Source organism: Nocardioides sp. WS12, from assembly GCF_014108865.1.
Lineage (GTDB): Bacteria > Actinomycetota > Actinomycetes > Propionibacteriales > Nocardioidaceae > Nocardioides.
The window spans coordinates 60,546-77,057 of record NZ_CP053928.1 but is presented as its reverse complement, the minus strand read 5'-3'; the positions used below and the strand labels follow the sequence as shown (position 1 = coordinate 77,057).

The 16,512-nt window shown below is 69.5% G+C and carries 16 protein-coding genes; 8 read left to right on the top strand and 8 right to left on the bottom strand.

All coding sequences use genetic code 11. The features are described 5' to 3' along the window. Positions 1-46 precede the first annotated feature (46 nt). The 3 genes from HRC28_RS00370 to thpR all read left to right on the top strand — a co-directional run bounded on the left by HRC28_RS00370 (position 47) and on the right by thpR (position 2,636). Entirely contained in the window at positions 47-1,192 is a 1,146-nt protein-coding gene (locus HRC28_RS00370) for an acyl-CoA dehydrogenase family protein (RefSeq protein ID WP_182378118.1), read from the top strand. 149 nt (positions 1,193-1,341) lie between these two features. Then, the gene (locus HRC28_RS00365; protein ID WP_346010499.1) at positions 1,342-2,088 is read left to right on the top strand and encodes a VIT family protein; all 747 of its coding nucleotides are present in this window, start codon (positions 1,342-1,344) and stop codon (positions 2,086-2,088) included. Further along, positions 2,085-2,636, top strand: coding sequence for an RNA 2',3'-cyclic phosphodiesterase (gene thpR, locus HRC28_RS00360; RefSeq protein ID WP_182378117.1), 552 nt, complete (start codon positions 2,085-2,087; stop codon positions 2,634-2,636). Before HRC28_RS00365 ends, thpR begins: the two co-directional genes overlap by 4 nt. A 7-nt stretch (positions 2,637-2,643) precedes the next feature. Here thpR and HRC28_RS00355 read toward each other — a convergent pair whose 3' ends face one another. The 4 genes from HRC28_RS00355 to upp all read right to left on the bottom strand — a co-directional run bounded on the left by HRC28_RS00355 (position 2,644) and on the right by upp (position 7,084). Beyond that, entirely contained in the window at positions 2,644-3,216 is a 573-nt protein-coding gene (locus HRC28_RS00355; protein WP_182378116.1) for an adenylate kinase, read from the bottom strand. A gap of 135 nt (positions 3,217-3,351) precedes the next feature. Next, positions 3,352-4,779, bottom strand: coding sequence for a Re/Si-specific NAD(P)(+) transhydrogenase subunit beta (gene pntB / locus HRC28_RS00350; RefSeq protein WP_182378115.1), 1,428 nt, complete (start codon positions 4,777-4,779; stop codon positions 3,352-3,354). Between the two features lie 3 nt (positions 4,780-4,782). Beyond that, positions 4,783-6,318 carry a Re/Si-specific NAD(P)(+) transhydrogenase subunit alpha gene (locus HRC28_RS00345; protein WP_182378114.1) on the bottom strand — a complete coding sequence of 512 codons (1,536 nt, stop codon included), beginning with the start codon at positions 6,316-6,318 and terminating at the stop codon, positions 4,783-4,785. Positions 6,319-6,439: 121 nt separating this feature from the next. Beyond that, positions 6,440-7,084: a uracil phosphoribosyltransferase gene (gene upp / locus HRC28_RS00340; protein WP_182378113.1), complete on the bottom strand. Its 645-nt coding sequence runs from the start codon at positions 7,082-7,084 to the stop codon at positions 6,440-6,442. Between the two features lie 67 nt (positions 7,085-7,151). Here upp and HRC28_RS00335 point away from each other — a divergent pair, with 67 nt between their 5' ends. Genes HRC28_RS00335 through HRC28_RS00325 form a run of 3 tightly spaced genes read left to right on the top strand, consistent with a single transcriptional unit; the run spans position 7,152 to position 8,693 of the window. Further along, entirely contained in the window at positions 7,152-7,634 is a 483-nt protein-coding gene (locus HRC28_RS00335; protein ID WP_182378112.1) for a tRNA adenosine deaminase-associated protein, read from the top strand. 17 nt (positions 7,635-7,651) lie between these two features. Further along, entirely contained in the window at positions 7,652-8,086 is a 435-nt protein-coding gene (gene tadA, locus HRC28_RS00330) for a tRNA adenosine(34) deaminase TadA (protein WP_182380384.1), read from the top strand. Positions 8,087-8,117: 31 nt separating this feature from the next. Continuing rightward, positions 8,118-8,693 carry a TIGR03086 family metal-binding protein gene (locus HRC28_RS00325; RefSeq protein ID WP_182378111.1) on the top strand — a complete coding sequence of 192 codons (576 nt, stop codon included), beginning with the start codon at positions 8,118-8,120 and terminating at the stop codon, positions 8,691-8,693. Between the two features lie 7 nt (positions 8,694-8,700). Here the strand turns inward: HRC28_RS00325 and eda are convergent, their stop codons facing one another. From eda to zwf, 3 genes are read right to left on the bottom strand one after another with little or no spacing between them, the layout of a single operon-like run. Beyond that, on the bottom strand, positions 8,701-9,324 hold the full coding sequence (gene eda, locus HRC28_RS00320) for a bifunctional 4-hydroxy-2-oxoglutarate aldolase/2-dehydro-3-deoxy-phosphogluconate aldolase (protein ID WP_182378110.1): 624 nt from the start codon (positions 9,322-9,324) through the stop codon (positions 8,701-8,703). Then, the gene (edd, locus tag HRC28_RS00315) at positions 9,311-11,158 is read right to left on the bottom strand and encodes a phosphogluconate dehydratase (protein WP_346010507.1); all 1,848 of its coding nucleotides are present in this window, start codon (positions 11,156-11,158) and stop codon (positions 9,311-9,313) included. The genes eda and edd overlap by 14 nt, the downstream gene beginning before the upstream one ends. 23 nt (positions 11,159-11,181) lie before the next feature. Further along, positions 11,182-12,690, bottom strand: coding sequence for a glucose-6-phosphate dehydrogenase (zwf, locus tag HRC28_RS00310; RefSeq protein ID WP_182378108.1), 1,509 nt, complete (start codon positions 12,688-12,690; stop codon positions 11,182-11,184). A gap of 105 nt (positions 12,691-12,795) precedes the next feature. On the opposite strand from zwf, the gene HRC28_RS00305 reads away from it, so the two are divergent. Further along, complete coding sequence (locus tag HRC28_RS00305; protein WP_182378107.1) at positions 12,796-13,986, top strand: ROK family protein; 1,191 nt, start codon at positions 12,796-12,798, stop codon at positions 13,984-13,986. Positions 13,987-14,028: 42 nt separating this feature from the next. On the opposite strand, the gene HRC28_RS00300 is transcribed toward HRC28_RS00305, so the two are convergent. Next, positions 14,029-15,324 (bottom strand): ISL3 family transposase, encoded by a 1,296-nt coding sequence (locus HRC28_RS00300; RefSeq protein ID WP_182378106.1) that lies wholly within the window; start codon positions 15,322-15,324, stop codon positions 14,029-14,031. A gap of 124 nt (positions 15,325-15,448) precedes the next feature. Here HRC28_RS00300 and HRC28_RS00295 point away from each other — a divergent pair, with 124 nt between their 5' ends. Further along, the gene (locus HRC28_RS00295; RefSeq protein WP_182378105.1) at positions 15,449-16,444 is read left to right on the top strand and encodes an aldo/keto reductase; all 996 of its coding nucleotides are present in this window, start codon (positions 15,449-15,451) and stop codon (positions 16,442-16,444) included. The last annotated feature ends 68 nt before the right edge of the window (positions 16,445-16,512 follow it).

The following is a 16,512-nucleotide window of genomic DNA, read 5'->3' as shown; positions in this document are numbered from 1 at the left end:
ATCGGGACAAGGACGAGCCATGTGACTCACCAGTAGGGTTGGGTCCATGAAGCGCGAGATCTATGACGAGGACCACGAGGCGTTCCGGTCGTCCGTGAAGGAGTTCATCGACCGGTCGGTCCTGCCGCACACCGAGGAGCACATCGCCGCGAAGGCGCTGCCGCGCGAGTTCTGGCTCGAAGCCGGCAAGCAGGGCCTGCTCGGCCTCGAGGTCCCGGAGCAGTACGGCGGCGCCGAAGCCGGCGACTTCCGGTTCAACGCCGTCCTGCAGGAGGAGCTCGCCAAGGTCGGCGCGGCGTACCCCACCTGCCACGGCATCCACGCCGACATCACGGCGCCGTACATCGTCGAACTGGGCACCGAGGAGCAGAAGGAACGCTGGCTCCCGGGTGTCGTCTCCGGTGAGATCCTGCTCGGCATCGGCATGACCGAGCCGTCTGGCGGCTCCGACCTCGCCAACCTGAAGTCCACCGCGGTCCGCGACGGCGACGAGTGGATCATCAACGGCTCGAAGACCTTCATCACCAACGGCTACTCCGGCGACCTGTTCGTCACCGCCGTCCGTACCGACCCGGAGCGGGGCCCGAAGGGCATCACGCTGTTCGGCATCGAGGCGACCAAGGAGGGATTCTCCCGCGGCCGCAAGCTCGACAAGGTCGGCATGGAGGAGTCCGACACCGCCGAGCTCTTCTTCGAGAACGTCCGCGTCACCGACGCCGAGATCATCGGCGAGCTCAACATGGGCTTCATCCACATGATGCAGAAGCTCCCGCAGGAGCGCCTCGGCTGCGCCGTCGCCAACGTCGCGCAGGCCAAGCAGATCCTCATCGAGACGCTGCAGTACACCAAGGACCGCCAGGCGTTCGGCCAGTCGATCGGCAAGTTCCAGAGCAACAAGTTCCTGCTCGCCGAACTCTTCACGCAGATCGAGGTCGCCGAGGCGTACATCGACAAGTGCGTCCTCGCGCACAGCAAGGGCGAGCTCACCGCCATCGACGCCTCCAAGGCGAAGTGGTGGTCCAGCCAGGCCCAGAGCGAGGTCCTCGACGCCTGCGTCCAGCTGCACGGTGGCTACGGCTTCATGAACGAGTACCGGGTCGCCCGCGCCTGGCGCGACGCCCGCGTCACCAAGATCTGGGCAGGCTCCAACGAGATCATGAAGGAACTGATCGGGCGCGACCTCGGGCTCTGATCTGCGGTGCAGGAATCCCCGCTGAGGCGGGGATTCCTGCGCTTCCGGGCCGTTGCAACGGCCAAGGAGTGCAGGAAAGGGGCAGGGAGTACGGCGAGCCCAGGCCCATTCCGTTCGCGCCCGAACCCCGACTCGGGGATCATGGGCGCGTGAGCGAATCGAGTGGGATGCCCGCGCCGGCTGTGGACGACATCGGTCCCCACGAGGACGAGCCGCACCAGGAGGGCTTCAACAACCGTCTGAACTGGCTGCGAGCGGGGGTACTGGGGGCGAACGACGGCATCGTCTCGGTCGCCGGCATCGTCCTCGGTGTCGCCGGCGCGACGACCGACCGCACTGCGATCGTCATCGCCGGCATCGCGGGCCTGGTCGCCGGCGCGATGAGCATGGCGGCGGGTGAGTACGTCTCGGTGAGCACCCAGCGCGACTCCGAGGAGGCGCTGCTCGCCAAGGAGCGCCGCGAGCTGCGTGAAGACCCGGAGGACGAGCTCGCCGAACTGGCCGGCATCTACGTCGACAAGGGACTCGAGTCGGACCTCGCGCTCGAGGTCGCTCGCCAGCTGACCGCGAAGGACGCCCTCGGTGCGCACGCGGAGGCCGAGCTCGGCATCGACCCCGACGACCTCACCAGTCCGTGGAAGGCCGCTGTCGTGTCGATGGTGGCGTTCACCCTCGGCGCCCTGCTGCCCCTGCTGACGATCCTGCTGGTCACCGCAGACCTGCGCGTCGCCGTCACCGTCGTGGCGGTCGTTCTCGCCCTGGTCCTGACCGGATGGCTCAGCGCGCGCTTCGGCTACGGCTCACCGAGTCGGGCGGTGCTGCGCAATGTCGTCGGCGGACTCATCGCGATGGCGGTCACCTACGGCATCGGCCAGCTGGTCGGCGCGCAGGTATGAGGCTCTTCGCGGCCGCCGTGCCGTCCCTCGACGCCGTCGAGCACCTCGACACCTTCCTCGACCCACGTCGCGACGCCGGCGAGTTCCGCTGGACCCGTCCCGAGCAGTTCCACATCACGCTGGCGTTCATGGGGGATGCCTCCCACCTCCGTGTGGAGGAGTACGTCGAAAGGCTGGCCACGTCACTTGACGGGCTCGCCGTAGCCGAGCTCCACCTGGCCGGCGCCGTCGCTTTCCCGAACGTCGCCGAGGCGCGGGTCCTGGCCACCGGCGTCGCGCCGAACGACTCCCTGGAGACCGCCGCCGTCCGGGCCCGGAGCGCTGCCGTGGTCAGTGGCATCGAGGTCGACGGGCAGCGTTTCCGGCCGCACGTGACGGTGGCCCGGACCGGCGGCAGGTTCGTCGAGATGAGCAACTGGGTGCGGCTCCTGGACACCTATGAGGGCCCGTCCTGGAGTTTCGACTCGGTCGCGGTGATCGCCTCCCACCTCGGTGAGGGTCCGCGCCGCTCGCCGCGCTACGAGACGATTGCCGCGATCGAGTTCTGAGCCGGGGTCAGACCAGCCGCTGGGCCAGGGCTTCGTCGATCCGTGCCGCGATCTCCGCGACCGTGCCGGTTCCGTCAATCTCCCGGACCAGCCCGCGCGCGGCGTACAACTCGACGAGCGGAGCGGTCTGCTCGGCGTACACCTCCAGGCGGCGACGAACGACCGTTTCGGTGTCGTCGGCGCGACCTTCCAGTTCGGCGCGCCGTCGCAATCGTCCGACGAGCTCCTCGGGATCCACCGTCAGCACGACGACTGCGTCGAGCGTGGCTTCGGCCACGGCCAGCATCGCGTCGAGCTCGACGGCTTGCTCAACGGTGCGCGGATAGCCGTCCAGCAGGAAGCCGTCCGTGCAGTCGGGCTCGGCGAGCCGCACCGCGACCATCGCGTTGGTCACCTCGTCCGGCACGTACTCGCCGCGATCCATGTAGGCCTGAGCCGTCGTGCCGAGCGACGTACGGTCCTTGACCTGCGCGCGGAAGATGTCGCCGGTGGCGATCGCCGGGATGCGATGGTGAGCGGCGAGTGCGGCCGACTGGGTGCCCTTGCCGGCTCCGGGCGGGCCCATCAGGAGAAGTCGCATGTGGTGGTTCCTTCACGTTTGGTTCGGATGTCTGGACCGTAGGGGAGGCGACGCTGCAGGGACGTTGCCCGCTGCCGGCCGTCCGACGACGAAGGGCCCGGATCCGTGAGGATCCGGGCCCTTCGTACGGCTTGGTCAGTCGCCGAGGTGGCGGACGATGTCCTCGACCCGGTCCTTCGCGTCACCGAACAGCATCTGGCTGTTCTCGCGGAAGAAGAGCGGGTTCTGGACACCGGCGTAGCCGGCGGCCATGGAGCGCTTGAATACGATGACGTCCTTGGCGTTCCAGACCTCGAGCACCGGCATGCCGGCGATCGGGGAGGTCGGGTCCTCCGCGGCGGACGGGTTCACGGTGTCGTTGGCGCCAATGACCAGCACGACGTCGGTCTCCGGGAAGTCGTCGTTGATCTCGTCCATCTCGAGCACGATGTCGTAGGGCACCTTGGCCTCGGCCAGCAGCACGTTCATGTGGCCCGGCAGGCGACCCGCGACGGGGTGGATGCCGAAGCGGACGGTGATGCCCTTGGCCCGCAGCTTCGCGGTGAGGTCGGCGACCGGGTACTGCGCCTGCGCCACGGCCATGCCGTAACCGGGCGTGATGACCACGGACGAGGCGTTCGACAGCAACTCGGCTGCGGCCTCGGCCTGGATTTCGCGGTGCTCGCCGTAGTCCTTGTCCTCGCCCGCGGGGGCGGCGATGCCGAAGCCACCAGCGATGACGGAGATGAACGAGCGGTTCATCGCCTTGCACATGATGTAGGACAGGTAGGCACCGGAGGACCCGACCAGCGCACCGGTCACGATCAGCAGGTCGTTGCCGAGCAGGAAGCCCGACGCGGCTGCGGCCCAACCGGAGTACGAGTTGAGCATCGAGACCACGACCGGCATGTCGCCGCCGCCGATGGAGGCGACGAGGTGCCAGCCGAGCGCGAGGGCCAGGACGGTCAGCACGCCGAGGAGGATGTCGGCCGACGTGTTGTCGTGGGTCTCGAGCGACACGTAGATCGCCGTGAGGATCGCGAACAGCACGAGCGAGCCAACGTTGATCAGGTTCTTGCCGGGCAGCATCAGCGGGGCCGAGGAGATCTTCGCCGACAGCTTCAGGTTGGCGACGATCGAGCCGGTGAAGGTGACGGCACCGATGAAGATGCCGATCGCGACCTCGGCCTCGTGGATGTTGATCAGGCTCGCCATGGAGTCGTGCGAGCCGAGGATGTGACCGTTCCAGCCGATCAGTACGGCCGCGAGACCGACGAACGAGTGGAGGGCGGCGATGAGCTCGGGCATGCCGGTCATCTCGACGATCTTCGCGCGCCACAGGCCGATCGCGGCACCGATGGCGATCGCGGCGAGCATGAGGATGATGACGAGCGCGCGGTTGTCGAGGAACTCGCTGACGTCGACGACGGCAGCCACCGTGGCGATGAGTGCGACAGCCATGCCGACGATGCCGTAGGTCAGGCCGTTCTTGGCCGACTGGTGCGTCGAGAGGCCTGCCAGCGACAGAATGAACAGCAGCGCAGCAATGATGTACGCCGCACCGGTGATGGAGGTGATGTCCATGGATCAGGCTCCCTTGCTGAACATCGCGAGCATGCGGCGGGTGACCGCGAACCCACCGAAGACATTGATCGACGCGAGCAGGACGGCAACGGCGGACATGCCGAGCACCAACTTGTCGTCGGTGGCGATCTGCACCAGGGCGCCGACCACGACCACGCCGGAGATGGCGTTGGTGACCGACATCAGCGGTGTGTGCAGCGCGTGCGCGACCTTGCCGATGACGTAGTAGCCGATCACGATCGAGAGCATCAGCACGGTGAAGTGACGACGCAGTTCATCGGTCGGGGCGAGCGCGTTGACCAGCCAGAACAAGCCGATCGCACCGAGCACCAGGCCGACCTTGGCGCCTGCCGAGAGCGGCTTCTTCGGCTCGGCCACGGCCACCGGTGCGGCAGCCGCGGCCGCCGGAGCGGCCGAGACCTGCACGGCCGGCGGCGGCCACGTGGACTCGCCTTCCTTCACGACCGTGATGCCGCGCTGGACGACGTCGTCGAAGTCGAGCGCCAGGGCGCCGTCCTTCTCCGGGGTCAGCAGCTTGAGCAGGTTGACGATGTTGGTGCCGTACAGCTGCGAGGTCTGGGCAGCCAGGCGACCAGCGAGGTCGGTGTAGCCGAGGATCGTGACGCCGTTGTCGGTCACGATCTTCTCGTCGGTCACGGTGCCGGTGGCGTTACCGCCGTTGGCAGCCGCCATGTCGACGATGACCGAGCCGTTCTTCATGCCGGCGACGGTCTCGGCGGACAGCAGCTTGGGCGCGGGCCGTCCGGGGATCAGCGCCGTGGTGATGACGATGTCGGCCTCGCGGGCCTCCTCGTCGTACATCGCTGCGGTCGCGGCGACCTGTGCCTCGGACATCTCCTTGGCGTAGCCGTCGGAGGAGACTTCCTGCTCCATCTCGACGTGGACGAACTGGGCGCCCATCGACTCGACCTGCTCGGCGACCTCGGGACGCACGTCGAAGGCACGCACGATGGCGCCCATCGCCGATGCGGCACCGATCGCGGCCAGACCGGCAACACCGGCGCCGACGACGAAGACGCGGGCCGGCGGGATCTTGCCCGCGGCCGTCACCTGGCCGGTGAACATCCGGCCGAACTCGTGGGCCGACTCGACGACGGCGCGGTAGCCGGCGACGTTCGCCATCGAGGACAGCACGTCCATCGACTGGGCGCGCGAGATCCGCGGCACCGCGTCCATGGCGAGCGCCGTGACGCCGGCGGCCTGGAGCTGCTCGAGCAGTTCGGGGCTGCGCGCAGGAGCCATCATCGAGATGATCGTGGCGCCGCGACGGAGCCGACCGATCTCCTCGGCCGAGGGCGCGTTGACCTTGACGACGACGTCAGCGGCCCACACCTCCTCCGAGGTCCCGACGCGCACTCCTGCGTCGACGAACGCGGAGTCGGGCTGGTCGGCAGCGTTGCCGGCGCCTGACTCGACGACGACGTCGTAGCCGAGGTTGGTCAGTTGGGTTACGGTCTTCGCGGTTGCCGCAACAAGGGTTTCGCCCTGTTTCGACTCGCGGGGGATGCCGATGAGCATCGAGCCTCCAGCTATTCGTGGATACAGCGCCGCTCAACCTACACAGCCGTTGGCCTGTGAGGTCCTCGTCTTACGTGTGACATCCGTCTAACGGTGTCGCTGCCACGGAGCGGGATGCCCGCTAGCCCCCAGCGATCCCGTACAGCCGGTCGCCGGCGTCGCCGAGACCCGGGACGATGTAGCCCTTCTCGTTCAGCCGCTCATCGAGCGCTGCGGTGACCACGGTGACCGGGATGGAGAGGTCGGCGAGCTCCTCTTCGAGCCGGGCGACGCCCTCGGGGGCGACGAGGAGGCAGACCGCGGTGATGTGATCTGCCCCACGGTCGACGAGGAAGCGGATGGCCGCGGCGAGCGTTCCGCCGGTCGCGAGCATCGGATCGAGCACGTAGCACTGCCGCCCGGACAGGTCGTCGGGCAGCCGTTCGGCGTACGTCGCGGCCTCGAGGGTCTCCTCGTTGCGGACCATGCCGAGGAAGCCGACCTCGGCCGTCGGCAGCAGCCGCATCATGCCGTCGAGCATGCCGAGCCCCGCCCTCAGGATGGGTACGACGAGCGGCCGGGGCGTCGCGAGCCGCGTTCCCGTTGCGGGGGAGACGGGCGTGACGATCTCGCACGGTTCGACGCGGACGTCCCGGGTGGCCTCGTAGGCGAGCAGGGTGACCAGTTCGTCGGTGAGGGACCGGAAGGTCGGTGAGTCCGTCTCCTGGTCCCGCAGCACGGTCAGCTTGTGGGCGACGAGTGGGTGGTCCACCACCTGAGTGCGCATGAGCGGCAGCCTAGTCCTCGCCCGGAATCCCCTAGCCCTGTCGGGGTTCGCGTGTCACCCTGATGCCATGTCCGCAAGCGACGCGATTGACTTCGCGCTGGCCGCCTACCGCGAGGATGGTGTCTGGCAGGTTGCCGAGCTGACCCCTGACCACGCGGTGGATGTCGAGACCCTGGCCTTGGCACTGCGCCGGTTCCCGGGTGACGGGGGAGCGGTCGGACTGGTGGCGGTGGACGAGGACTTCTTCGTCGTGGTCCGTGTCGCCGGTCCCCGGACCCGGGTGATGTTGTCCGACGTCAGCGCCGCGACCGAGTGGGAGTTGGCGGCCACGGTCGTCGAGCACCTCGGCCTGCCGCTGGTCGATGACGAGGACGAGGCCGAGCCCGCGGGCGACCTGGAGTTGCTCAGCGACCTCGGCGTCGACGCAATGGACCTCGCCGAGATCCTCGACGACGACGAGTTGTACCCCGACGAGATGCTGTCCGAGGTGGCCCGTGCCCTCGGCTTCGGTGACCTGTTCGACGACGTCGTCGGACTCACTTCGGCGTGAGCCGCTGGCTCGAGCCGATGCGCGCCGCACTCGCGGAGGCAACGGCCGCGGTCGCCTCGGGTGACGTGCCCATTGGCGCCGTCGTCCTCGACCCCGAGGGTCAGATCATCGGTACCGGCCGCAACGTCCGCGAGCAGGACGCCGACCCCACCGGCCACGCCGAGGTGGTCGCCCTGCGGGAGGCCGCCCGCGCCCGCGGTGAGTGGCGGCTGACCGGCTGCACGCTGGTGGTCACCCTCGAGCCGTGCACCATGTGCGCCGGAGCCGTGGTGCTGTCCCGGGTCGACCGCCTCGTCTTCGGTGCGTACGACGACAAGGCCGGTGCCGTGGGTTCGCTGTGGGACGTCGTACGCGATCGACGACTGAACCACCGTCCCGAGGTCGTCGCCGGGGTGCTGGCCGACGAGTCGGCCGCTCTGCTCGACAAGTTCTTCGCCGAACAGCGCCGATGAATCCGGTCACCGGGGTCGGTCTGTCCCTGGCATGACCACTCTCGATCTCGGACCGGCCACGACAACGATGCGTGCTCTGGTGGCCTCGGTGACTGACGAACAACTCAGCCTCCCGACGCCGTGCACGGCGTACACCGTTGGCGATCTCGTCGAACACGTCGGTGGACTGGCGGTCGCCTTCACCGGCGCTGCCCGCAAGCAGCCGGTTCCGGGCGCCGACCAGGGCGGCAGCGGCGACGCGTCGCGGCTGGAGGCCGGCTGGCGTGACCGCATCGATGCCGACCTCGTGGAGTTGGCCGTCGCGTGGCGCGACCCGTCGGCCTACGACGGCATGACGGCCGCCGGCGGCATCGACCTGCCCGGAGAGATCGCGGCGTCGGTGGCACTCAACGAGGTGGTCGTCCACGGATGGGACCTCGCGACCGCGCTGGGTCAGCCGTTCACCGCGACCGACGTCGACGTCGCCGGGTGCATGGCGTTCGCGGAGCCCTTCTCGACGCCGGAGACTGCCGACCAGCGCGGCGACGCCTTCGGGCCGGTGCTCCCGGTGGCCGACGACGCGGCGCCGCTCACCCGGCTGCTCGCGATGATGGGCCGCCAGGGCTGACCGGGCGTCAGCCGAGCGAGGCGGCTTTCGCGGCGAGCTTGCTGATCCGCTCCCAGTCGCCCGCCGCGATCGCGTCGGCGGGCGTGATCCAGCTGCCACCGACACACCCGACGTTCGACAGCCCGAGGTAGGACGACGCCGAGTCGACGGTGATCCCGCCCGTTGGGCAGAAGCGAGCCTGGGGCAGCGGGCCGGCCACTGATTTCAGGTACGGCGCACCGCCGGCCGCCTCAGCGGGGAAGAACTTCATCTCGGTGAGTCCGGCGTCGAGGACCCGCATCACCTCGGAGACGGTCGACGTGCCGGGCAGGAACGGCACCCCCGTCTCCTGCATCGCGGTCAGCAGGTCCGGGGTGAGACCGGGGGAGACGAGGAATCGCGCGCCTGCCTCGACCGCCGCGGCAGCCTGCGCGGGCGTCGTGATGGTGCCGGCGCCGAGCAGGATCTCGGGCACTTCGGCGGCGATCGCCCGGAGCGCTTCGAGGGCCACCGGGGTGCGCAGGGTGAGTTCGATCGCAGGTAGCCCGCCGGCGACCAGGGCCTTCGCCACCGGCACGGCCGTGGCGAGGTCGCTGATCACGACGACGGGCATCACGGGGACGGCGTCGAGGATGCCCTCACGAGTGGACAAGGCGGACCTCCAGGTCGGTGGCAGTGGGTGCGGGGAAGATCGAAGCGCCCTCGTCGGCGGGGCCGACGGTGGCGCGGAAGGCGGCGAACAGTTCGCGGCCGGTACCGGCCCACTGCTCGCCCGAGGGTGCGTGCCCGGTCGGTGCGCGATGGGCGAGGTCGGCATCGATGGTGAGCGTCCCGGCATCGGAGTCGAGCGTGATCAGGTCGCCGTCCTGCACCCGGGAGAGCGGTCCGCCGAGTGCGGCTTCGGGAGTCACGTGGATGGCGGCCGGAACCTTCCCGGAGGCGCCGGACATCCGACCGTCGGTGACGATCGCGACCTTCTGCCCGCGGTCCTGGAGTACGCCCAGGGCCGGGGTCAGCTTGTGCAACTCGGGCATCCCGTTGGCTGCAGGCCCCTGGTAGCGAATGACTGCGACGAAGTCGTGCCCGTCCAGGTCACCGTCGGCGAAGGCGAGCAGGAAGTCGTGCTGGTCGTCGAAGACCTTGGCCGGCGCGCTGACGAAGCGGTGCTCGGGAGCCACCGCCGACGTCTTCACGACGCCGGTCCCCAGTGGGCCCTTGACGACCTTGACGCCGCCGTCGGGGGCGAACGGGTCCGTGGCCGGCCGCAACACGTCGAGGTCGAGGCTTTCGACCGGGCCGGGACGCCACGAGAGTTCGCCGTCGATCAGGACCGGCTCCTCGGTGTAACGACGCAGGCCAGGGCCAGCGATGGTCTCGACGTCCTCGTGCATCAGGCCGGTGTCGAGCAGGGTGCGGATGAGGTAGCCGATGCCGCCGGCGGCGTGGAAGTGGTTCACGTCGGCCGCGCCGTTGGGGTAGATCCGGGCCAGCGAGGGGACCACGGCGGACAGTTCCGCCAGGTCGTCCCAGGTGAGCAGGATGCCTGCAGCGCGGGCGATCGCGACCAGGTGCAGGGTGTGGTTCGTGGAGCCGCCGCTGGCCAGCAGCGCCACGCACGCGTTGACGATCGCCTTCTCGTCGACCATCTCGCCGAGCGCCGGGGCGGCGTCGTACTGCGCCGTGCGGGTGACTGCCCGGGCCGCCGCGGCCCGGGTGAGGGCGTCCCGCAGCGGGGTCCCGGGATTGACGAAGGACGAACCCGGGAGGTGCAGGCCGAGCACCTCCATCAGCAGCTGGTTGGAGTTGGCGGTGCCGTAGAAGGTGCACGTCCCGCGCGAGTGGTACGACGCCGCCTCGGCCTCGAGCAGTTCCTCACGCCCGACCTTGCCCTCGGCGAACAGCTGTCGCACGGCGGCCTTCTCCTTGTTCGGAAGACCCGATTCCATCGGGCCGGCGGGCACCCACACGGCGGGCAGGTGACCGAAGGACAGCGCGCCGATCAACAGGCCGGGCACGATCTTGTCGCAGACGCCGAGCAGCAGGGCGCCGTCGAACATGTCATGCGAGAGCGCGATGGCCGTCGACATGGCGATCAGGTCCCGGCTGTAGAGCGAGAGCTGCATGCCATCGCGACCCTGGGTCACGCCGTCGCACATCGCGGGCACGCCGCCGGCGACCTGGGCGAGCCCGCCGGCACGGATCACGGCGGACTTCAGCACGGGCGGATAGTCGCCGTACGGCTGGTGGGCCGAGAGCATGTCGTTGTAGCTGGTGATGATCGCGACGTTCGGCTTCTGGCCGCGGGCCAGCTCGGTCTTCTCCGAGCCTTCGGCGGCCGCGAAGCCGTGGGCGAGGTTGGCGCAGGCGAGCCGGCCCCGGGCCGGGCCGCGCACGGCCGCAGCGCGGACCCGTGCGAGGTAGGTCGCCCGGGTCGGTGCGCTGCGCTCGGTCAGTCGGCGGGTGACGTCGTCCAGGACGGGGTGCAGGGGGACGGGGTGGAGGGGTGCGGTCATGCGGTGGGCTCCTGCCAGGTGTGGCCGGTGCGCGCGAGCAACCGTGCTGCTGCGGCCGGGCCGTTGGTTCCGGGGTGGTAGCGGACTGGTTCGACGCCGTCGCGGTCCCACTGGTCGAGGATCGGTTCCACCCACGACCACGCGGCCTCGACCTCGTCGCGGCGCATGAAGAGGGTGGGGATGCCCCGCATGACGTCCATCAGCAGGCGCTCGTACGGGTCGGGGCACCGCTCGTCGAACGTGTCGGCGTAGCTGAGGTCCAGCGACGCGGGATGCAACCGGATGCCACCGGGGCCGGGGTGCTTGGCGGTCAGGTGGAGTTGCATGCCCTCGTCGGGCTGCATCCGCACGGTCAGCCGGTTGGGGGTCGTGGCGCCCTCGCTGTGGGGGAACATCGCGTGCGGCGGCTCCTTGAAGACGACCTCGATCGTCGACTCCTGCCGCGCCATCCGCTTGCCGGTGCGCAGGTAGAAGGGGACGCCCGCCCAGCGCCAGTTCTGGACCTCGGCCCGCAGGGCGACGTACGTCTCGCTGGTGCTGGGGTGCCCGAGTTCCTCGCCGTACGTCGTGTACTGCCCCCGCACCGTGTTGCGATCCACGTCGCTTCCGGTGAGCGGCACGAGGGCACGCAGCACCTTGAGCTTCTCGTCGCGCACCGGGTCGCCGCCGACGTACGTCGGGGGCTCCATGGCGACCAGGCAGAGCAGCTGGAGCAGGTGGTTCTGGACCATGTCGCGCATCGCGCCGGCCCGGTCGTAGTACTCGCCGCGACCTGCGACGCCGAGGGTCTCGGACACGGTGATCTGTACGTGGTCCACCCACCGTGAGTTCCACACGGGCTCGAGGAACGTGTTCGCGAAGCGGGTGACCAGGAGGTTCTGCACGCTCTCCTTGCCGAGGTAGTGGTCGATGCGGAAGATCTGCCGCTCCTCGAAGACCCGCCCCACGGCGTCGTTGACGACGCGTGAGGAAGCCAGGTCCCAGCCGATCGGCTTCTCCAGGACCACCCGGCACTGTGGCGTCACCAGCCCGAGGTCGTCGAGGCGGTCGCAGATCGGCCCGAAGAGATCGGACGCGACGGCCAGGTAGTAGACGCGGACCGGCTCGTCCTCGGTCGGTCCCTCGGTGGTTGAGGTGCGAGCGCCAGCGAGCCTCGAAACCCCCGGGCGCTCCTTCAGCAGCCCGTGCAACAGGTCCCAGCCCTCCGCCGTGGTGGCGTCGAGCGAGAGGTGGTGCAGACGGCTGATCAATCGGTGCACGGCGCCGGCCTCGAGGTGGTCCTCGGGGACATGCTCGAAGAGAGCCTGGGTCACCAGGTCGCGGTAGCCGTCGTCGTCCAGGTGGTGGCGTGAGACGCCGACGATCCGGGTTTCGGGGTGCAGGTGTCGCTGGCGTTCGCGTTCGTAGAGCCCCGGGAGCAACTTGCGCAGCGCCAGATCGCCCGTTCCGCCGAAGACGGTGAAGTCGCAGGCCGGGAGGTCGAGATCGGGGAGGGGCGCGGTCACTGGCACAACGGTAGTGCGTAACCCTGTCCTTTAGAAGCCCTACTTAGGACTTTCTGAGATCAAAGTACGCCGATCTGGTGGATCCGTGCCCTAGGATCGGCTCTCGTGACCGACGAGACGACGCCGCCGGCGGCCCGGGAGTCGGCGTCGGCCGGCGATCTGCTCACCCTTCTCCGCAGCGGCCGGGCGTCCACGCGCTCCGACCTGCGCACCGTCACCGGGCTGTCTCGGACGGCCGTCGTCGCCCGGGTCAACGCCCTCGCGGAGGCGGGGCTGCTGCGCCTCGGCGCCGAGTTGGCCTCCACCGGCGGCCGCCCGCCGGGCAGCCTGGTCTTCAACACGGAGGCGGGCGTGGTGCTCGCCGCGGCGGTCGGCCGCTCCCGCTCCCAGGTCGCCGTCTTCGACCTCGGTGGCACCGAGTTGGCGGCCTCGGCCGTCGACCACGTGGTCGGCGCCGGTCCTGACGAGGTGATGCCCGTCGTCGCCGACCAGCTCGCGCAGCTGCTCACCGCGGACCGGCCGCCGGTGCTCGGCATCGGCTGCTCGCTCCCCGGTGTGGTCGACTCTGCACGGGGCGTCAGCGTCGACACACCCGTGATGGGCGGCTGGGACGGCGTCCCCCTGGCGCCGTACCTCGCCGGGGTGGCGGAGGCCCCCCTCTTCCTCGCTAACGACGCCGACACCCTGGCCCGCTCGGAGTACCTCGGCCACGCCCGCGAGATCCGGGACCTGCTGGTCCTCAAGGCGTCGACGGGCATCGGCCTGGGCGTGCTCGCCGACGGACGGATCGTCACCGGGGCCCGTGGGGGAGCTGGGGACATCGGCCACACGAAGGTGCCGGAGGCCGCCGGTCGGCCGTGCCGTTGCGGTGACGTCGGGTGCCTCGAGACGCTCGCCGCCGGCTGGGCGCTGGTTGCCCGGCTGCAGGAGGAGGGGCGCGACGTCGGCCACGTGCGCGACCTCGTTGCCCATGCGCTGTCCGGCGATCCGGAGGCCAAGCAACTACTGCGCGAGAGCGGCCGCCAGGTCGGTGAACTGCTCGCCGTCGCCATCAATCTGCTCAACCCGCAGGCGGTGGTGCTGGGTGGCGACATGGCCGCGGCCTACGACGTCTACGCCGCGGGCGTGCGCGAGTCGGTCTACGCCCGGTCCTCCGCGCACGCGACCCGTGAGCTCCAGTTCCTGCCGTCGACGTACGGCGACCGGGCCGGCCTCGTCGGCTGCGCGGCCCTGGCGCTGGACGCCGTGCTCAGTCCCCGCGCCGTCGACGCCCGGCTCGCCCGGGCCCGCAACTGACCTGCCGATCGACCAAGGAGGCTCTCCTGATTGATCCGTGGGTCATTCGCGTCCGGGGAGCGTCGGGCGGTGGCCGCCGAGGTTCAACATCGCGAGGGCAATGAGGGCATCGGGTGTGGCGAACCCGAAGGCCATTCGAGTGATGAGTCGGATCTTGGTGTTGACCGATTCGACCAGGGCGTTGGACATGGCGTTCTCGATCGCGGCCAGAATCTCGGTGCGGTGGCGACGGATTCGTTCCTGAAGCTTTACGAATGAGGGAAGGCGTGAGCGTCGTGCCCAAGCGATCCAGCGATCGATGGCTTCTTCGGCTTGATCGGGTGGCAGTTTGAAGATGGTGCGCAGGCCCTCCTTGAGCAGGTAGGCGCGATAGAGCCGTGGGTCGGTCTTGGCGATCCAGGCCAGCTTCGTCTGCTCTGCGGTGGTGAGGTTCTCGGGGTTCTTCCACAACGCGTATCTGGACTTCCTCAGGGCCCGCGCGGGCCCGGTCGCCTTCGTCATGGGGCGCCCGTGTTGCCACCCGGCAGGGCGGGTGTGGCCGGCTTGGCGAGCTGCACTCCACGCGTCGCGGCGAACGACGTCGAGTGCTTGGCTGGCCCAGCCGACGACATGGAACGGGTCAGCGCATCGCACCGCGTTCGGGCAGTGGCCCTCGATGGCGCCGACCATCCAGGGCGCTGCATCCGCGGTGACGTGGGTGATCTGAGCGCACCTCCCGGCACCCGAAAGTTCCAGCGCCTCGAAGAACGCGTGCACAGTCGCGCCTTTGGGTCCCGCCGCGACCCACACGAGTCGGCCGGTGTCGTGGTCAACCACGACGGTCAGGTACTTGTGGTGGCGTTTGTAGGAGATCTCGTCGATCCCGATCCGGCGCAGGCCGGCGAACTGATCGACTGCGCCGCCGGTGTCGGCCCAGACTCTGGTGATGATGGCGCCCACCGTGCGCCACGCGATCCGCATGAGTGTCGTGACTGCGGTCCTGGAGCACTGCGTGGCCAACCAGGCGACCTGTTGGTCGAAGGCGAGTGTGTGCCCGGCGCTATGACGCGCCCAGGGAACCTGACGCACTGTCGGACCATGTTGGCGGCAGTTCACGCGTGGTGCGTCGGCCTCAAGGAAGACCTGGACAGCGCCAAGGTCCAATGCCCGCCACCGTCGGCGGCCCTCGCCACGGTCGTACCAAGAAGCCCTGCGTCCGCAGGCCCCGCAGCGACCATGGCTCTCTCGCCGCGGCCGTACCCGGGCGACCACCAACTCCGCACCTTCATCGAACTCGACGCTTTCGATGACGGTGTTCTCGACGCCCAAAAGGGCACGCCATAGTCTGACGTTCCGCACGCCGTTCTCCGCTCTGCAGTTTCCGGTCCTAGACACCCAGAAACCTAGAGCGGGAGCGGCGTGCGGCCCTTCAAACGCGACTGACGACCCACGGAAGCGTCAGGAGAGCCACCAAGGAGAACCCATGGAACAGCGCAGTCTCGGGCGCACGGGACGTGACGCCTCGATGGTCGGGCTCGGCACCTGGCAGCTCGGTGCGGACTGGGGCGACGTGAGCGAGGCCGATGCCCGGGCCGTGCTCGAGGCGTCGGCCGCGGCCGGCGTCACCTTCTTCGACACTGCCGACGTCTACGGCGACGGCCGCAGTGAGCAGGTCGTCGGGCGGTTCCTGGCTGCGCATCCCGACGCCGGCCTCATGGTCGCCACCAAGATGGGCCGCCGGGCCGAGCAGGTGCCCTCGAACTACACGCTGGCGAACTTCCGTGCCTGGCTCGACCGCTCCCGCGCCAACCTCGGTGTCGACCGGATCGACCTGGTCCAGCTGCACTGCCCGCCGTCGAAGGTCATCGACGACGACGCGACGTACGACGCACTGGACGCACTCGCTGCAGACGGCGTGATCGCGGCGTACGGCGTCAGCGTCGAGACCTGCGCCCAGGCGCTCTCTGCGATCGCACGACCGGGCGTCGCGTCGGTGCAGATCATCCTCAACGCGTTCCGGTTGAAGCCGCTCGACGAGGTCCTCCCGGCCGCGTCCGATGCCGGGGTCGCGATCATCGCTCGCGTACCCCTGGCCTCCGGCCTGCTGTCCGGGCGGTACGACGACACGACCGTCTTCGCCGCCGACGACCACCGCACCTACAACCGTGACGGGAGCGCCTTCGACGTCGGCGAGACGTTCTCGGGTGTCGACTACGGGCAGGGCGTCCGCGCCGCGGCGGCGTTCACGACCCTGGTCCGGAGCACGCTCTCTCCCGAGGTGACGCCGGCCCAGGCCGCGGTCGCGTGGTGCGCGCAGCAACCGGGCGTCAGCACGGTGATCCCGGGGGCACGCAACGTGGCCCAGGCCCACGCCAATGCGGCGGCCGGTGACCTCGGTCCGCTCCCGACGGAGTTCCTCGACGGGGTGCGGAGCATCTACGACACGAACCTGCGGGGCGCGATTCATCCGCGTTGGTGATCGGGTCAGCGCCGTGCTGTTGACCGGCTGATTGCCCACGAGGCGAGGTCGCGCACCAGGAGAACGAC